12 protein-coding genes are annotated in these 16,435 nt (G+C 48.8%); all 12 read right to left on the bottom strand.

Annotated elements, in window-relative coordinates; translation table 11 throughout:
- Positions 1-6 precede the first annotated feature (6 nt).
- Positions 7-879 carry a nucleoside phosphorylase gene (locus tag DW657_RS08025; RefSeq protein ID WP_118312104.1) on the bottom strand — a complete coding sequence of 291 codons (873 nt, stop codon included), beginning with the start codon at positions 877-879 and terminating at the stop codon, positions 7-9.
- 77 nt (positions 880-956) lie between these two features.
- Positions 957-1,400: an RpiB/LacA/LacB family sugar-phosphate isomerase gene (locus DW657_RS08030; RefSeq protein WP_118312105.1), complete on the bottom strand. Its 444-nt coding sequence runs from the start codon at positions 1,398-1,400 to the stop codon at positions 957-959.
- 157 nt (positions 1,401-1,557) lie between these two features.
- Positions 1,558-3,579 carry a transketolase gene (locus tag DW657_RS08035; RefSeq protein ID WP_118312140.1) on the bottom strand — a complete coding sequence of 674 codons (2,022 nt, stop codon included), beginning with the start codon at positions 3,577-3,579 and terminating at the stop codon, positions 1,558-1,560.
- Between the two features lie 113 nt (positions 3,580-3,692).
- The gene (locus tag DW657_RS08040) at positions 3,693-5,267 is read right to left on the bottom strand and encodes an alpha-N-arabinofuranosidase (RefSeq protein ID WP_118312106.1); all 1,575 of its coding nucleotides are present in this window, start codon (positions 5,265-5,267) and stop codon (positions 3,693-3,695) included.
- 111 nt (positions 5,268-5,378) lie between these two features.
- Positions 5,379-6,971, bottom strand: coding sequence for a xylulokinase (locus DW657_RS08045; RefSeq protein ID WP_118312107.1), 1,593 nt, complete (start codon positions 6,969-6,971; stop codon positions 5,379-5,381).
- A gap of 22 nt (positions 6,972-6,993) precedes the next feature.
- On the bottom strand, positions 6,994-8,535 hold the full coding sequence (araA, locus tag DW657_RS08050) for an L-arabinose isomerase (RefSeq protein ID WP_118312108.1): 1,542 nt from the start codon (positions 8,533-8,535) through the stop codon (positions 6,994-6,996).
- An 85-nt stretch (positions 8,536-8,620) separates the two neighbouring features.
- Entirely contained in the window at positions 8,621-9,319 is a 699-nt protein-coding gene (locus DW657_RS08055) for an L-ribulose-5-phosphate 4-epimerase (RefSeq protein WP_118312109.1), read from the bottom strand.
- A gap of 67 nt (positions 9,320-9,386) precedes the next feature.
- The gene (locus DW657_RS08060) at positions 9,387-10,067 is read right to left on the bottom strand and encodes an NUDIX domain-containing protein (RefSeq protein ID WP_117663351.1); all 681 of its coding nucleotides are present in this window, start codon (positions 10,065-10,067) and stop codon (positions 9,387-9,389) included.
- 159 nt (positions 10,068-10,226) lie between these two features.
- Positions 10,227-11,951, bottom strand: a complete 1,725-nt coding sequence (locus tag DW657_RS08065; RefSeq protein ID WP_118312110.1) for a sodium:solute symporter — start codon at positions 11,949-11,951, stop codon at positions 10,227-10,229.
- Between the two features lie 151 nt (positions 11,952-12,102).
- On the bottom strand, positions 12,103-13,290 hold the full coding sequence (locus DW657_RS08070; protein ID WP_118312111.1) for an aldose epimerase family protein: 1,188 nt from the start codon (positions 13,288-13,290) through the stop codon (positions 12,103-12,105).
- 410 nt (positions 13,291-13,700) lie between these two features.
- Positions 13,701-14,861, bottom strand: coding sequence for a galactokinase (gene galK / locus DW657_RS08075; protein ID WP_118312112.1), 1,161 nt, complete (start codon positions 14,859-14,861; stop codon positions 13,701-13,703).
- Between the two features lie 103 nt (positions 14,862-14,964).
- Positions 14,965-16,311 (bottom strand): MFS transporter, encoded by a 1,347-nt coding sequence (locus DW657_RS08080; protein WP_118312113.1) that lies wholly within the window; start codon positions 16,309-16,311, stop codon positions 14,965-14,967.
- Positions 16,312-16,435: the final 124 nt, after the last annotated feature.

Here is a 16,435-nt window from a genome sequence, read left to right on the forward strand (position 1 = left end):
AATGAACTAGATTCTATCTAATACAACCTTGATGAGGTTGTCGATGGTGCTCTTATAGCCTGTGTTGGCACTGAGGGCACGGCGATTGGCGATGACCATGCAGCAGGTGAGTGCCTTATGGCCTAAGAGGAGAGAAAGACCAGCTAGGGCTGAACTCTCCATCTCAAAGTTGTTGACACGCAAGCCTTTATACTCGAATGCTTCAATCTTTTGGTTAAGTTCCGGATCGGCAAGAGGGGCACGGAGCTCTCTGCCCTGCGGACCATAGAATCCGCCGCAGGCGATGGTGATTCCGCGAACCATGTCGTCTCCGGCAATCTGATCGAGCAGCTCCGGATCGTTGTTTACGCAGTATGGATTGCCAATCTGGTCGTTCCACTTCACCTGGCGCTTGAATTCTGCCTCTGTCTCGAGGTCGCAGATTTCGTTGCGGCGGGCATAGAAGTTGATGAGTCCATCGAAACCGATGCTCTTCTGTGAAGCGACGAAGGTTCCGGCAGGACAGTTGAGCTGCAGTCCGCCACAGGTTCCGATGCGCACGAGGGTGAGGGTGGTGTGCTCCGGTTTCTCGGTGCGAGTAGCGAAGTCGATGTTCTTCAGTGCATCCAGCTCGTTGACCACGATGTCAATATTATCGCATCCTATACCGGTGCTCTGCACGGTGATTCTCTTGCCTTTATATGTTCCGGTGATGGCGTGGAATTCGCGGCTTGCCACCTCGCACTCCTGGGTCTCGAAGTGAGATGCTACGAGGGCTACTCTGCCTGGGTCGCCCACAAGGATTACCTTGTCAGCCACCTGCTCCGGGCGCAGATGAAGGTGGAAGCAACTTCCATCTTCATTGATGATGAGTTCTGATTCTGCAAAATATTTGCTCATAATCTTTATGTTTTGATGGTTATAAATTATTATAGGGGAGTTAAGAGATTCCCTTAACTCCCCCTTAAACTCCTTCCTTACTTCTGGAGAGGAATCTTCTTGACGCGGCGCTCATGACGGCCACCCTCGAAGGTAGTAGCGAAGAACTCGTCGAGGATAGCCTCGGCGGTCTTGTTGTCAACGAAACGGCCAGGAAGTACCAATACATTGGCATCATTATGCTGGCGAACGAGATGAGCAATCTCCTTGCACCATGCCAAACCGGCACGTACACCCTGATGCTTGTTCAATGTCATGGCGATTCCCTCGCCACTGCCGCAAATGCCGATACCTGGATAAACCTCGCCGCTCTCAATGCCTTCGCCGAGCGCATGGCCGAAGTCAGGATAGTCAACACTCGCATCGCTGTATGTACCGTAATCCTTTACAGGATAACCCTTCTTCTCCAAATATTCCAATACGAACTGCTTCAATGGAAAACCTGCATGGTCGCATGCAATACCAACTGTCTTTACTTCCATAATACTTTAAGTTTTTAAGTGAAGAAACCGGGATAAACCCTTGTCCTTCATAAGGTTAATATTAAAAGAGTGAAAGGAGTCGGATGCCGGAAATGGAAATCTGCCATCCGGCAAAATCTCCAACTCCAGCTTCCAACTCCTGTTTAGTTTATGCTAATTAAGCCTCAGCCAAGAAAGCCTTGACCTGCTTGTAAACATTCTCACCTGTGTAGCCGAGCTTCTCATCGAGCACCTTGTAAGGAGCTGAGAAACCAAAGCTCTCCAAGCCCCAAACCTTACCGTTAGCGCCTACGAGACCCTCGAGAGTTACAGGAAGACCAGCAGTCATACCGAAGATCTTAGCGTTCTTTGGCAATACGCTCTCCTGATACTCCTTGCTCTGACCACGGAACAAGCCCTCTGATGGAGCACTTACCACGCGAACCTTGATGCCGTCGGCACGCAAAGCCTCGCAACCAGCCTCCAATGTAGAAACCTCAGAACCGCTTGCTACGAGGATAACGTCTGGATTCTCGTCGCTGCCTGCTACGATGTAAGCACCCTTGGCAGCCTGCTCGTAATCGTTACCCTCTGGCAAGTTGGCAATGCCCTGGCGAGAGAAGATGAGCGCTGTTGGAGTGTCAACGTTCTCCATAGCGAGCTTCCAGCAAACAGTAGTCTCTTCTACATCAGCTGGACGGAATACGCGAACGCTGTCCTTGCCTGCGTGATTCTTCAACTTCTCCATGAGACGGATCTGTGCCTCCTGCTCAACTGGCTCGTGAGTAGGTCCGTCCTCACCAACGCGGAATGCATCGTGAGTCCAGATGAACTTCACTGGAACCTGCATCAAGGCTGCCATACGGACAGCTGGCTTCATATAATCAGAGAATACGAAGAATGTACCCATTGCTGCAACCACACCACCGTGGAGCATCATACCGATACACATATCAGCCATAGTCAACTCAGCAACACCTGCCTGGAAGAAAGCACCTGAGAAGTCACCGCGAACGATGCTCTTGGTCTCCTTCAAGAAACCATCTGTCTTATCTGAGTTAGAAAGGTCAGCAGATGCACAGATCATGTTAGGAACCTGCTCTGCCAAAACACCGAGACAAGCAGCAGAAGCAGCACGAGTAGCTGAACCAGCCTTCTGCTCAACCTTGCTCCAATCTACCTTAGGAGCCTTGCCGCTGAACCACTCATCCATCTGAGCAGCCTTCTCTGGGTTAGCCTTGCGCCACTCAGCCTCTGCAGCCTTGCGCTCAGCAACAATCTTCTTCAACTCCTCAGCACGCTTAGCGTAGATCTCCTTTACATCGTCGAAGATAACGAATGCGTTCTCAGGATCACCACCGAGGTGCTTGATAGTGTTAACGTAAGCGTCGCCACCGAGAGGAGCACCGTGAGTATTGATGCAAGCCTCGTAGCTTGTGCCGTCTGCGCGGAGAGCACCCTTACCCATTACGGTCTTACCGATGATGAGGGTAGGGCGATCCTGCTCCTTCTGGGCAGCATCGAGAGCCTCACGAATCTGAGCTACGTCGTTACCATTGATCTTGATGACATTCCAGCCCCAAGCCTTGTACTTCATCTCTGTATCCTCGTTCATTACAACGCCGCACTCTGTAGAGAGCTGGATGTCGTTAGAATCGTAGAACATGATAAGATTGTTCAAACCGAGGTTGCCGGCGATACGACCTACACCCTGAGAGATTTCCTCCTCTACAGCACCATCAGAAATGTATGCGTAGATCTTGTGCTGCATCATGGTTGAACCCAGACGTGCCTCAAGGAACTTCTCAGCAACAGCTGCACCAGCTGCGAGTGCGTGACCCTGACCGAGAGGACCTGATGAGTTCTCGATACCACGCTGAAGATCGAGCTCTGGGTGACCTGGAGTTACTGAACCCCACTGGCGGAACTGCTTGAGGTCTTCGATAGAGAAGAAACCGCGCAAAGCCAAACCTGCATAGAGCATTGGGCTCATGTGACCTGGGTCGAGGAAGAAGCGGTCGCGACCTGTCCATGTTGGATCTGCTGGATCATAAACCAGGTACTCTGCGAAGAGCACGTTGATGAAGTCAGAACCACCCATAGCACCACCTGGGTGACCAGAGTTTGCCTTTTCTACCATTGAAGCAGCCAAGATACGGATATTATCTGCTGCATGATTCATTACTTTAATGTCGTTCATCATACAAATGTATTTAATGTTGTTGTTATTGTTTTTTCTGCTGAAACTGATTGCTCATCAGCCTCTTATCGTGAAGAGGACTGATGATATGAGCAATTTACCCTACAAAAGTACTATTTTATTTTCAAAACTACGATAGATTTTGCAGGAATTTTCACTTTCAAGGTGTTTTTCTTCAATTTTGCATCCTTGAATGTTGCTGGCTTCACTACATCCGGGTGCTCGAAATCGTTGAAATCGCTCACCTTCTTGCAGGTAAGAATCTCGCCTGCCACTGTCTTTGGAGCCTTCAGTCCATCGAGGCTGAACACTACCTCCTGAGCCTTGTCGAGGCTTACGTTGGCGAGTGAAACCACTACGGTGCCGTCTGCCTTCTTGGCTGCAGATGTAGAAACCACAGGAATCTTTCTGCCTTCCTTGGCGTGATCATCGCCACGGACATCCATAGAATCGCACTTCACGTCCATAGGGAGATAGGTTGCATCCTGGAAGTCCTTGTACATCTTGAACACGTGGTAGGTTGGAGTGAGAACCATATGACCGGTGCCCTTGGTGTCGGTGAGAATCATAGACTGGAGCACGTTCACTACCTGGGCGATGTTTGCCATCTTGATGCGGTCGGCGTGACGGTGGAACACGTTCAGAGAGAGAGCTGCGACGAAAGCATCGCGCATGCAGTTCTGCTGATAGAGGTGACCCTTGATGGTTCCTGGTTCCTCATCCCACCAGGTTCCCCATTCATCTACGAGCAGACCGATCTGCTTCTTTGGGTCAGCCTTGTCCATGATGGCTTCGTGCTTCTTGATCACGTCTTCAATGCCGAGGCATTTGCCCATGGTCCAGTAGTAGTCGTCGTTGCTGAACTTGGTAGCCGAACCCTTGCTTCCGCTCCATCCGGTTACTGTATAATAATGTAGGGAAATTCCGTTGGCACGATGACCTACACGGTCCATCAGCACCTTGGTCCAGTTGTAATCGTAGTCGCTGGCTCCTGATGCAATCTTGTAGAGTTCGTTGCCATCATAGTTGCGGCAATATACGGAGTAACGGCGGAAGAGGTCAGCGTAGTATTCTGGGCGCATGTTTCCACCGCATCCCCAGCTCTCGTTGCCCACTCCGAGGTATTTCACCTTCCATGCCTTGTCGCGTCCGTTCTGTCGGCGGAGCTTTGCCATCGGAGTATCGCCGTCGCTGGTCATGTATTCTACCCATTTAGCCAGTTCCTCTACCGTTCCCGAACCAACGTTGCCGCTGATGTAAGGCTCGCAGCCCAGCATCTCGCAGAGATTCAGGAACTCGTGGGTTCCGAAGGAGTTGTCCTCGATGGTTCCTCCCCAGTTGTTATTCTGCATCTTAGGGCGATTCTCACGCGGACCGATTCCGTCCATCCAGTGGTACTCGTCGGCGAAGCATCCTCCTGGCCATCTCAAGACTGGAACCTTGAGGTCCTTGAGGGCTTGGAGCACGTCGTTGCGGTAACCCTGGGTGTTAGGGATATTTGACTCCGGACCTACCCAGAGTCCACCATAGATGCAGCTTCCGAGATGCTCGGCAAACTGACCGTAGATTTCACGGTTGATTTTCTGAGTTCCCTGATTTGCATGGATGGTTCCTGTTACATCCTGAGCCTGAGCAGAGAATGCAACCGCTGAAGAGAGGAGGGCAGCAGCGAAAAGTTTATTCATCATGTTTGTAAGTTTTGTGTTGTTATAAGAATAGGGGTAAATTGAAGTTTAAATTTATTGATAGTACGTTTGTGAGGGTCAATTCCCCCCACAAACGTACTGAAAAAGATGGGATTATTTCTTGTTGGCTACAGCTGCCTGCTCGATGGCAAGACCAGCCTTGTAGGTTTCGATGTACTTGTCGAAACCTGCTACGTCTTCTGCTGTAGGAGCGATTTCTACACCTGTATTGCCGGCAAATACCTTCTGGTCGAGGTAATCAGCCAGGCTCAGCTTCTCAGCATTGTTGACGAGATAGCCTGCGAGCAGGGCAATGCCCCATGCACCACCTTCGCCTGCAGTCTCCATGACAGAGATAGGGGAGTTGATGGCTGCTGCGAGAATGCGCTGACCTACACCCTTGGTCTTGAACAAACCGCCATGACCGGTGATGCGGTCCACCTGTACCTTCTCGTCCTTGAACAATACATCGTTGCCAATCTTCAATACGGCTACTGAAGCGTAGAGGTTGGCGCGCATGAAATTGGCGAGGTTGAAGTGGTCGTTGGCAGAACGTACGAACATTGGGCGACCTTCTGCAAGACCTGTTACAGGCTCACCTGAGATGTAGTTGTAAGCAATCAGTCCGCCGCAGTCTGCATCGCCCTCGAGAGCGTGGTTGTAGAGCTTGCCGAATACCTCGTTCATATCTACAGGAACGCCGAGCAACTCCTGGTACTGCTTGAACAAGCCAACCCATGCATTGAGGTCGGAAGTACAGTTGTTGCAGTGAACCATGGCAACAGGACTGCCGTCTGGAGTTGTCACCATATCAATGACTTCGTAAGGTTGGCTCAAGGCTTTCTCCAACACAATCATAGAGAAAGAAGAAGTACCTGCACTTACATTACCGGTGCGCTGGCGAACGGCATTGGTAGCTACCATACCCGTACCTGCATCGCCCTCAGGAGGACAGAGAGGAGCACCAGCCTGGAGTGTGCCAGATGGGTCGAGCTTCTTGGCACCTTCCTCGGTCAGAACGCCAGCGTCTTCACCTGCGTTCAAAACCTCTGGGAGAATGTCGAGAATCTTCCAGCCCAGGTTCTTAGGCTCGATGAGCTTGTCGAACTTAGCTACCATCTCTGCATCGTAGTTGTTGGTGTTTGAATCGATAGGGAGCATACCTGATGCGTCGCCTATGCCCAGCACCTTCTTGCCTGTGAGCTGCCAGTGGATGTAACCGGCGAGCGTGGTGAGGAAGTCAATCTTATTGATGTGTTTCTCGCCGTTGAGGATAGCCTGATAAACGTGAGAGATGCTCCAACGCAATGGGATGTTGAAGTGGAAGAGCTCTGAAAGCTCGGCTGCTGCCTGTGCGGTGTTGGTGTTGCGCCAGGTGCGGAAAGGAACGAGGATGTTCTCATCCTTGCCGAAAGCCATGTAGCCGTGCATCATCGCAGAAATACCGATGGCTGCCAACTGCTTGATTTCGCAGTCGTACTCAGCCTTCACGTTCTTGCGGAGATCAGCGTAGCAATCCTGCAAACCTTTCCAGATGGTGTCGATGCTGTAAGTCCAGAGGCCATCAACCAGCTGGTTTTCCCACTCAAAGCTACCCTGTGCGATAGGGTTGTTGTCGGTGTCGATCAAGACAGCCTTGATTCGGGTAGAGCCAAACTCGATACCGAGGATGGCTTTACCTGATTCTATAATAGTTTTTGCGCTCATTTCTTATAATATTCAATAAAAATTATCTCAATGCCTTGTTGAGCATGTAGTAAATCTCATTGTTGCGGAGCTGCTGCTTGAAGCTGCTGATAGTTGTGTTCTTGTCGATGTTGACGAACTCAATACCCAGAATCTCGCAGAAGTCCTCCCAGTACTCAGCAGTGATGTCGTAAGAGAATGCACTGTGGTGAGTACCACCAGCGAGGATCCAAGCACCTGCACCAATCTCGAAGGTTGGCTGTGGAACCCAGAGTGCAGAAGCTACAGGGAGCTTAGGCATTGCCTTTGGCTCGATGCACTCTACCTCACTTGCGATGAGACGGAAACGGTTGCCGAGGTCAACTACAGTTGCCTTAACACCCTTACCTGTCTTAGATGTGAACACGAGGCGAGCTGTCTGCTGCTTACGGATACCGATGCCGAGGAAGTGAACCTCGAGCTTTGGCTTGTCTGTAGCGATCAATGGGCAAACCTCGAGCATGTGGCTCTGGAGGCTAGATGTGCGGTCCTCAGCGAAGTTGAGTGTGTAGTCCTCAAGGAATGAGCAACCCTTCTCCAAGCCCTGGTTCATTACCCAGAGTGTGCGGTAGAGGCAAGCTGTCTTCCAGTCACCCTCTGCACCGAAACCATAACCCTCTGCCATCAGGCGCTGTGAAGCCAAACCAGGAATCTGGTCGAAACCGCAGAAGTTAGGATCGTCGATGTCTGCATCGCCGAGGTCATCGAAGTTGGTTGTGAATGCTACTGCATTCTCATCCTTCAATACGCGACGGAGAGCAATCTCTGCCTTAGCTGCGTTCTTTACCTTCTCCCAGTAAACTTCCTCGCCAGACTCATCAATCTTGATAGTATATTCCTTCTTGTACTCCTCAACGAGAGCATCTGCCTCAGCATCTGTTACCTTCTTGAAGTACTCCATAAGTGAAGATACTGGGTAGTAATCTACGTGGTAACCCATGCGCTGCTCGAACTCTACGCGGTCGCCATCTGTTACGGCTACATTGTTCATGTTCATACCGAACATGAGGCAGCGTACGTTGTGAGCATCAGCAACACCTGCAGCTACGCGAGCCCATGTTGCAATCTGCTTCTGAGCCTCTTCGCTTTTCCAGTAACCTACAACTACCTTTCTAGGGATGCGCATACGGGTGCAGATGTGACCGAACTCGATGTCGCCGTGAGCAGACTGGTTGAGGTTCATGAAGTCCATGTCGATAGAATCCCAAGGGAGTTCTGCGTTATACTGAGTGTGGAAGTGGAGGAGAGGCTTCTCGAGAGCCTGCAAGCCCTTGATCCACATCTTAGCAGGAGAGAAGGTGTGCATCCATGTGATGATACCTACGCACTTAGCGTCGTTGTTGGCAGCCTTCATCACAGCCTCTACCTCTGCAGAAGAGTTAGCTGTGCCCTTGTAAACTACCTTGATTGGAATGATGCCACTGTTGTTCAGACCATCTACCATGTCCTTTGAGTGACCATCTACTATCTTAACTGTCTCGCCTCCGTAAAGAAGCTGTGCACCAGTTACAAACCATACCTCTAAATTCTCAAATGCTTTAATCATGATTGTTTGTTGTTTTATTGTTTTTAAATATTGTGTTATTGAAAATCTTTTTTATTCTTCTGTCAGCATCAATCTCATTCGGAGATTAGTGCTTCTTCTGTCCGTAGTAAGCGTTAGGACCGTGCTTGCGGTTGAAGTGCTTCTCTACGAGCAATGGGTTCATGGTGGTGTTTGGATTCACGCTGAAAGAGATGAACGCCATCTTTGCCACCTGCTCGGCTACCACTGCGTGATAGACAGCCTGGTCAGCATTCTTACCCCATGTGAAAGGACCGTGGTTCTTCACCAGTACACCTGGAGTGTGAACCGGGTTGATGTTGTCCTTCTTGAATCTGTCAACGATTACTACACCTGTATTGTGCTCATACTCGGCCATCATATCCTCTGTCATTGCATCGGTGCAAGGAATGCAGTCGTGGAAATAGTCTGCGTGAGTAGTACCGATGTTAGGGATGTCCAATCCAGCCTGAGCCCAGGCTGTAGCGTAGGTAGAGTGGGTGTGAACCACGCCGCCCAACTCTGGGAATGCACGGTAGAGAACCAGGTGGGTAGGAGTATCTGAAGAAGGATTCAGGTCGCCTTCTACTACCTTGCCGGTCTCCAGGTCAACTACCACCATGTCGCTCGCCTTCATGGTGTCATAGTCAACACCTGATGGCTTGATGACAACCAGACCCTTCTCGCGGTCGATTCCGCTTACATTTCCCCATGTAAAGAGCACGAGGTTGTGCTTCACCAGGTCAAGGTTTGCCTTGAACACTTTTTCTTTTAATTCTTCTAACATAATATATTTCGTTAAAGTTATTTATTTCTATATTGGGAGTTCCTTCAGCAAAGGAACTGTTTGTTTTCTATTTCAAGTTGAACGATGGGTCTTCCTCGTATGCTTTCTTGTTGAAGCGGTAGAGGGCAGCGCCTCGTTTCGAAGTAACCTTGTCGATGAGTTCTGTCTTCTCGATAAAGTCAATATCCTTCACGCGCTTGCGGAAGTTGCGCTTGTCAATCTCTTCTCCCATCACAGCCTCGAACACGTGCTGAAGCTGAGTCAGCGTAAAGAGGTCGGGGAGGAGCTTGAAGCTCAGTGGCTCATGATTGATGCGACGGCGAATCTGACAGATGGCGTCGTGAATCATGGTTCGGTGGTCGGAATAGAGTTCTGGAAGTTCATTCAGGCTTACCCATTCCAGGCCGTGCTCGATGCGGAGACTATCATCGTAATCTACCACATTGATGAGGGCGCAATAGGCGATGGAGATGACTCGCTCACCTGGGTCACGGTCGATTCGGCCGAACGCACCCACTTGTCTAATATAGAGGTTCTTCATTCCAGTAAGATCCAGGATGACTCTGTTTGCAGCGTCCTCTAGATTTTCGTTGGCTCCAACGAAACCACCATAGAGTGACCATTCGCCGCGTCCCGGGTCCATTTTTCGTTTGCCTATCAGAACTTGAAGGTTGTTGCCGTTAAATCCGAAGATAATGCAGTCCACGGAAACCAGAACTTTGGAGTATTCATTATAAAACTGCGTCATGGTCGTGTTGATTTTTGATGTTAAGATTCAATGAATTTGATTGATAGTTTTTTTTAGGGAAGTTGGGAGTCAGAAGGAGAAGAAAGGAACCTGCTAACTATTACACACTAAAGGAAAATTCCATCCTTTCAGCTTCTAACTCCTAACTTTTTCTATATTTTACCAGAAGTAAGCGTAGAATGCAGCGCAGAGGCCGATTACTACGAGTGTACCTATGATATCGAACGCACCCCAGCTCTCACGGATAGACTTCTTGAAGTCGGATGTGAAGGTGATTGCCTCTACCTGCTCCTTGCTTGGGGCTGGAGTGAAGCAGCTCACTACTACCATGAAGATGATGAGGAAGACGAGCAGCCAGCACTCGAACACGAGCCAGTTGGTCTGCCAGAACCATGCTGTGTAATCCCAGAACGCACCATCCATTGTTGCCTTACCTGTATCAGTAATGACGTTGGTAACGAGGCGGAGCATACCGATGAGGAAACCGGTAATCATGGTGTATTCACCTGCCTTTGGAGTAATCTTCTTGAAGAAAATACCCATCGCAAATACTGCTACCATGGCTGGAGCCAGAAGTGACTGGATTCCCTGGAGGTAGTTGTAAAGGGTGTCCATCTTCATCATGATTGGCAACCAGGCAAAACCGAGAACTACAACTACTACGGTAGCGATACGGCCAACGAGTACATAGTGAGCCTCTGACATTCCCTTCTTCAATGGCTTGTAGAAGTCCTCGGTGAAGAGGGTAGCACAGCTGTTGAAGAATGCTGCCAATGAAGCAACGAGTGCGCAGATGAAACCGATGGTTACGATTCCCTTGATACCTGCAGGAAGCACGGTCTTTACCATGATGGCGAAGGCTGCATCAGTCTCGTTCATCTGGATTGCGCCCTTCTGAGCCAGAGCTGCTGCAATCATACCTGGAATGAGGAACATGAAGCAAGGGAGAACCTTGAAGAAACCGGCAGCGATAGTACCGCGGCGAGCACGCTTCATTACCTCTACGTTGCTCTCGCCAGGAACCTGACCGAGTACACGCTGAACGATGTGCTGGTCAGTACACCAGTACCAGAAACCAATGATGGTTGCACCGATGAATACTACGAAGCCTGGATACTCCTGATACATTGAGTCACCAGCCTCCCAGTGGAACATGTGGGTTGTACCGTAGCCGTTGTTCAACTTGCCGCAGTAGTCCATCATATCTGCCCAACCTGCAGAGATGCTTCCACCGCCGAGGGTAGAGAGACCGAGGAAGAGCACGAGGAATGAACCGATGACGAGGATAGGAGTCTGGATGGTTGACAGAGTCATTACACCCTTCATACCGCCGAATACGGTGAAGATGGTGGTGAGAATGATCAAACCGATAGCACCTACCCAGAAGTTCAAGCCCCAGAGATACTCGAAGAAAATACCACCTGTAAGTGCAGTAACGCTCACCTTGGTGAGAATGTAAGCAACGAGTGTGATGATAGAGAGCCATGAACCTGTACGCTGAGTATAGCGGAACTTCAGAAAGTCAGGCATGGTGATGATCTTACCCATCTTGTTGATGAGCAACTGATAGAAAGGTACGAACAACCAACCGAGGATGAGGATCATCCAACCCTGCATCTCCCAGTGAGCCATACCTACACCGCTCTTGGCGCCAGTACCAGCAAGACCCACAAGGTGCTCTGAACCGATGTTGGCTGCGAAGATAGCCATACCGATTACATACCATGGCTCGCCCTTACCGAAGAGGTAAGCAGAAGAGTCTTCACCTTGCTGAGCCTTTCTGTCTTTCACAATCGCATGCCAGACTGCCCAGATAACGCCGATTACACCAATGGCGAGTACTGCCCAATCAAGCCATACGAATTCTGTTGAATTCCAATTCATAATTACTATAAGATCGTTTGTTTATTTATTATTGTTTATTCTTTCTTTTATTGGATGCTTAATCCTATGGAGTTCGGCGGATTTGCAATCCGCCGTTTTGCCTTCCTTACTTGGGTCTCGGCGGATTTGCAATCCGCCGCATAGCCATTCCTTACTTCTTGACGCTGAACTTGTAAGCGAGGTGAGAGTAGTACTTCTCTCCTGGCTTCAAGGTTGCATCTGTCCATCCCTTTACGCCCTGGGCTATCTTGGTAGGTGAATCTGGATACATCTGGCTCTCGAAGCAGACACTCACGTGCTTAGGATACTTGATTCCATGCTTGCAGGCAATACCTGTTCCCTGGAAGTTACCAGTATAAACTTGGATTCCTGGCTCATTGGTGAAAACCTCGAGGAGGATTCCGCTCTTTGGAGAGTAGAGGCTTGCGCAGATGGTCTTGTCGTCGCCCTTGCCATCCTTATAGGTGTTCAGACACCAGTTGTGGTCGTATCCTGTAGCGTTCTTGATCTGGTCGAAGCTGTAATCTACCTTCTTGCCAATCTCGGTAGGAGTGCGGAAGTCCATTGGAGTTCCTTCTACGTCCTTGATTTCACCTGTTGGAATATAGAGTGAATCTGCAGGTGTGAACTTATCTGCATTGATGTACATAACCTGATCGAAACCTTCCTTAGAAGGATCGCCATTCAAGTTGAAGTAACTGTGGTTGGTCATGTTAACCACGGTCTCCTTATCGGTTGTAGCACCAAACTCGATGTCGAGTGTATTGTTGCTCTTTACCGTATATTTTGCTGTTGCAGTAACATTGCCAGGGAAACCATTCTCGCCATCCTTTGCCTGGATAGTGAAGGTTACAGAAGAATCATTCTTCTCTGTAATATCGTAAACCTGGTTCAACCAACCGGTAGCACCTCCGCCGTGAAGACAGTTGCCATTGTCGTTTGGCTTCAGATTATATGTCTTGCCTGCAAGAGTCAACTTGGAGTCCTTGATACGGTTGGCGTAACGGCCTACTGATGATCCGTAATCAGAAGGAGAGTTGAGGGTGTCTGCATACTGGTGGATGTTGTCGTAGCCGAGAACTACATCTGTAGGCTTGCCATCCTTGTCAGGGACAGAGATGGAAACTACACGACCACCATAGTTGGTGAGGCAAACCTCCATGCCGTTGGCATTCTTGAGGGTAACTAACTCAGTCTTCTTGCCCAAAACAGTAGAATCGAAGTCTGCTGGATTCAAGCCAGACTGTGTTAAACTAGCATTGCTGCTTGAAGAACATGCTGAGAGGGTAGCGACTGCTGCGAAACCAACTCCCATAAAAAGGTTCTTTACGTTGTTCATTTCTAGGTTGCTTTTAATGTTGTTTACTAATTTTGGGTGTAAAATTACAATTTTATTTTGAAACCACAATACTTTTCCCTAACTTTTTTTCTTCTATAGTGTGTTTTTAACACTATTTGCATCAAAGCCCCCTCTTTTCTGTCGTTTTTCCCGTGTTTTTTGTCTTTAATCTGCTTTCTATGATAGGGGAGTGTCATTAAGGTCAGTGTCATTAAGTGTCATTAAGCTTTTCCGGTCATTAAGGTCACGGTCATTAAGGTCATTAAGCTTTTTCGGTCATTTCCGCCCGTAAGCTCCTCGCGCCCTGAAAAGGGCAAAATCTTTCAAGTCGTGACAATATCTTATAACGAAAAAACTGCAGCTGGCAAACACCAACTGCAGTTCCTTTATATTATAATAATGTGTATCTATTAGCAAACCTTGTGAGAACCCTCAGAGATAACTACTGGGTAAACCTCAGGTGCGTGACCATACTTAGCTGTGAACTTAGCTGTAACATCCTCAACGAACTTGTCGTAGATGTCGTCCTTAACCAAGTTGATGGTGCAGCCACCGAAGCCACCACCCATAATACGGCTACCAGTAACACCATTCTCCTTGGCAACCTCGTTCAAGAAGTCGAGCTCCTCGCAGCTTACCTCGTATTCCTTGCTCAAACCGTGGTGAGTCTCATACATCTTCTGACCTACAGTCTCGTAGTCACCCTTCTCAAGAGCATCGCAGACTGCCAATACGCGGTCCTTCTCGCCCAATACGAAGTGAGCGCGGCTGTAATCCTCTTCGCCTACCTCAGCGCGAACCTCTTCCAACTGCTCCCATGTGCAATCACGGAGAGTCTCGAACTTAGCCTCTGGGTGCTTGGCAGCGATGTGCTTAACCACGTTCTCGCAAGAGTTGCGGCGGTCGTTGTATGGAGAACCAGCCAACTCGTGCTTAACCTTAGAGTTAACCAGGCAGAGCTTGTAACCCTTAGGCTCGAATGGGAAGTACTCGAACTCACGGCTGTTGCAGTCGAGACGCATCAACTTGCCCTCCTTGCCGAATACAGAAGCAAACTGGTCCATAATACCGCAGTTTACACCTACGTACTTGTGCTCAGTAGCCTGACCAGCGAGAACGAGATCCCACTTAGAAACCTTGTTGTCACCGAAGAGATCGTTCAAAGCGAAAGCGAAGCAGCTCTCAAGAGCAGCAGAAGAAGACATACCTGCACCGAGAGGCACGTCGCCATAGAATGCAGCATTGAAGCCCTTTACATCAACACCCAGAGCCTTCATCTCCTGACAGATACCGTAGATGTAGCGTGCCCAAGATGCGCGAGGACCCTCAGGGTCGTTTACCTTGAACTCTACACGGTCCTTCAAGTCGATAGAGTAGAGCATCACTGTCTCTGTTCCGTTAGGACGGATCTCAGCCATAATACCCTTATCTACTGCACCTGGGAATACGAATCCACCATTATAATCTGTGTGCTCGCCAATCAGGTTAATACGACCTGGTGACATATAGATGTTACCTGTTTTGCCATCAAAGTGCTTGATGAAACGGCTTCTTACTTTTTCGATGTCCATAATAGTTGTTGTTTAAAAAGTTATTATTAAAGATTTGATTATAAGCTAGTTATTCCCGGATAAATCAAGTTTTGCTTCACCCGGGAATAGATTTTTCCGGAATTTACTCTACAGGGATGTCCTTGTTGACATTCTTGCAACCTGCGAGCGCATAGAAAAGAATGTATGCGATCATGGCGATGATAACCCAGTAAGATGCGATAGGGCCAGCAGCCTTAGCAACTGCATCCTGGATGAGAGGCATTACACCACCACCAACTACCATCATCATGAAGATACCTGATGCCTGAGCTGTGTATTTGCCAAGACCCTCAACAGCAAGGTTGAAGATTCCACCCCACATGATAGAAGTACACAAACCGCAGATGGCGATGAGCACACACTTGGTAGGGATTGTAAATGCTACAACGCCAGTACCGTGGTCGTCGAGCTTGAGAAGGCTTGCAATCTCTGAATCACCTGCCAAAGAGAAGTTCAATGTGTTTGCCTCTGGCAAGAAGATGGCTGTGAACAACAGGAGGATAGCTACTGTTGATACTACTGTCATCTGTGTCTTGGTAGAAACGGCACCGCTGATGAATGAGCTGAGGAATCGGCCGCACATCATAAGCAACCAGTAAACTGCTGCGAAAGCACCACCTACAGAAGCTGCACCTGTGAAGTCCATGCTACTGATGTAGAAGATAAGCTGAGCAGGAATACCAATCTCAACACCTACATAGAAGAAGATACCGATGACACCGAGTACGCAGTGACGGAAAGACCAAGGACTGTGGTCGTACTGTACATTCTCCTTCTTGATGTTTGGCTCAGGAATAGCTACGAACCAGATGATGAAGAAGGCTGCGATGAATACTGCCATACCGATGAAGAGGAGAGGAGCAACGTCGCTCATACTGGTGTTGGCTGTAACTGTACCTACGAGCACACCTGCCAACAATGGGGTAAGAGTACCACTCAATGAGTTCAATGTACCACCAATCTGAATGAGCTGGTTACCACGGTTACCGCCGCCACCGAGCAAGTTCAACATTGGGTTTACCACTGTGTTAAGCATACATACGCAGAAACCGCAGATGAATGCACCCAACAGATAAATGATGAGGTTGAGGCAAACTGCGCCAGAGCTGAGTGTGAATACTGGGATGTCGTCACCGAAGATGCTTGATAAGTACTGAATCATCAAACCGATTGTACCGACTGCAAGCGCGATGAGAGCTGTTTTCTTGTAACCCTTATTTTCGATCATCTTACCTGCAGGAATACCCATAAAGAGGTAAGCGGCGAAGTTCATGAAGTTACCCATCATGGCTGCCCAAGAGTACTTGAAGCCCCAGATGTTGCCAAAAGGCGCTCCCATGTTAGTTACGAACGAGATCATTGCAAAGATAAAACACATCGTGATGATTGCAATGACACGACCGTTGTTGTTTCCATTGTTTTGTTCCATTGTTTAAACTTGATAGTTGATATTGTTATTATTTAATGTTTATTCTAGTCAGAATTTTACCGCAAAAAGGAGTGGCTGCCTCGAAGTTCTCTTTCCAGAGGCAGCAACTCCTATCTGATTATTA

Source organism: Prevotella sp. AM23-5 (assembly GCF_003473645.1).
Lineage (GTDB): Bacteria > Bacteroidota > Bacteroidia > Bacteroidales > Bacteroidaceae > Prevotella > Prevotella copri_A.

Excerpts from the sequence above, each read along its gene's own strand:
- DW657_RS08040 (WP_118312106.1), bottom strand. The coding sequence starts at position 5,267 with ATGATGAATAAACTTTTCGCTGCTGCCCTCCTCTCTTCAGCGGTTGCA.
- DW657_RS08070 (WP_118312111.1), bottom strand. The coding sequence starts at position 13,290 with ATGAACAACGTAAAGAACCTTTTTATGGGAGTTGGTTTCGCAGCAGTC.
- araA (WP_118312108.1), bottom strand. The coding sequence starts at position 8,535 with ATGATTAAAGCATTTGAGAATTTAGAGGTATGGTTTGTAACTGGTGCA.
- DW657_RS08030 (WP_118312105.1), bottom strand. The coding sequence starts at position 1,400 with ATGGAAGTAAAGACAGTTGGTATTGCATGCGACCATGCAGGTTTTCCA.
- DW657_RS08065 (WP_118312110.1), bottom strand. The coding sequence starts at position 11,951 with ATGAATTGGAATTCAACAGAATTCGTATGGCTTGATTGGGCAGTACTC.
- DW657_RS08025 (WP_118312104.1), bottom strand. The coding sequence starts at position 879 with ATGAGCAAATATTTTGCAGAATCAGAACTCATCATCAATGAAGATGGA.
- DW657_RS08060 (WP_117663351.1), bottom strand. The coding sequence starts at position 10,067 with ATGACGCAGTTTTATAATGAATACTCCAAAGTTCTGGTTTCCGTGGAC.
- galK (WP_118312112.1), bottom strand. The coding sequence starts at position 14,861 with ATGGACATCGAAAAAGTAAGAAGCCGTTTCATCAAGCACTTTGATGGC.
- DW657_RS08055 (WP_118312109.1), bottom strand. The coding sequence starts at position 9,319 with ATGTTAGAAGAATTAAAAGAAAAAGTGTTCAAGGCAAACCTTGACCTG.
- DW657_RS08035 (WP_118312140.1), bottom strand. The coding sequence starts at position 3,579 with ATGAACGACATTAAAGTAATGAATCATGCAGCAGATAATATCCGTATC.
- DW657_RS08045 (WP_118312107.1), bottom strand. The coding sequence starts at position 6,971 with ATGAGCGCAAAAACTATTATAGAATCAGGTAAAGCCATCCTCGGTATC.
- DW657_RS08080 (WP_118312113.1), bottom strand. The coding sequence starts at position 16,311 with ATGGAACAAAACAATGGAAACAACAACGGTCGTGTCATTGCAATCATC.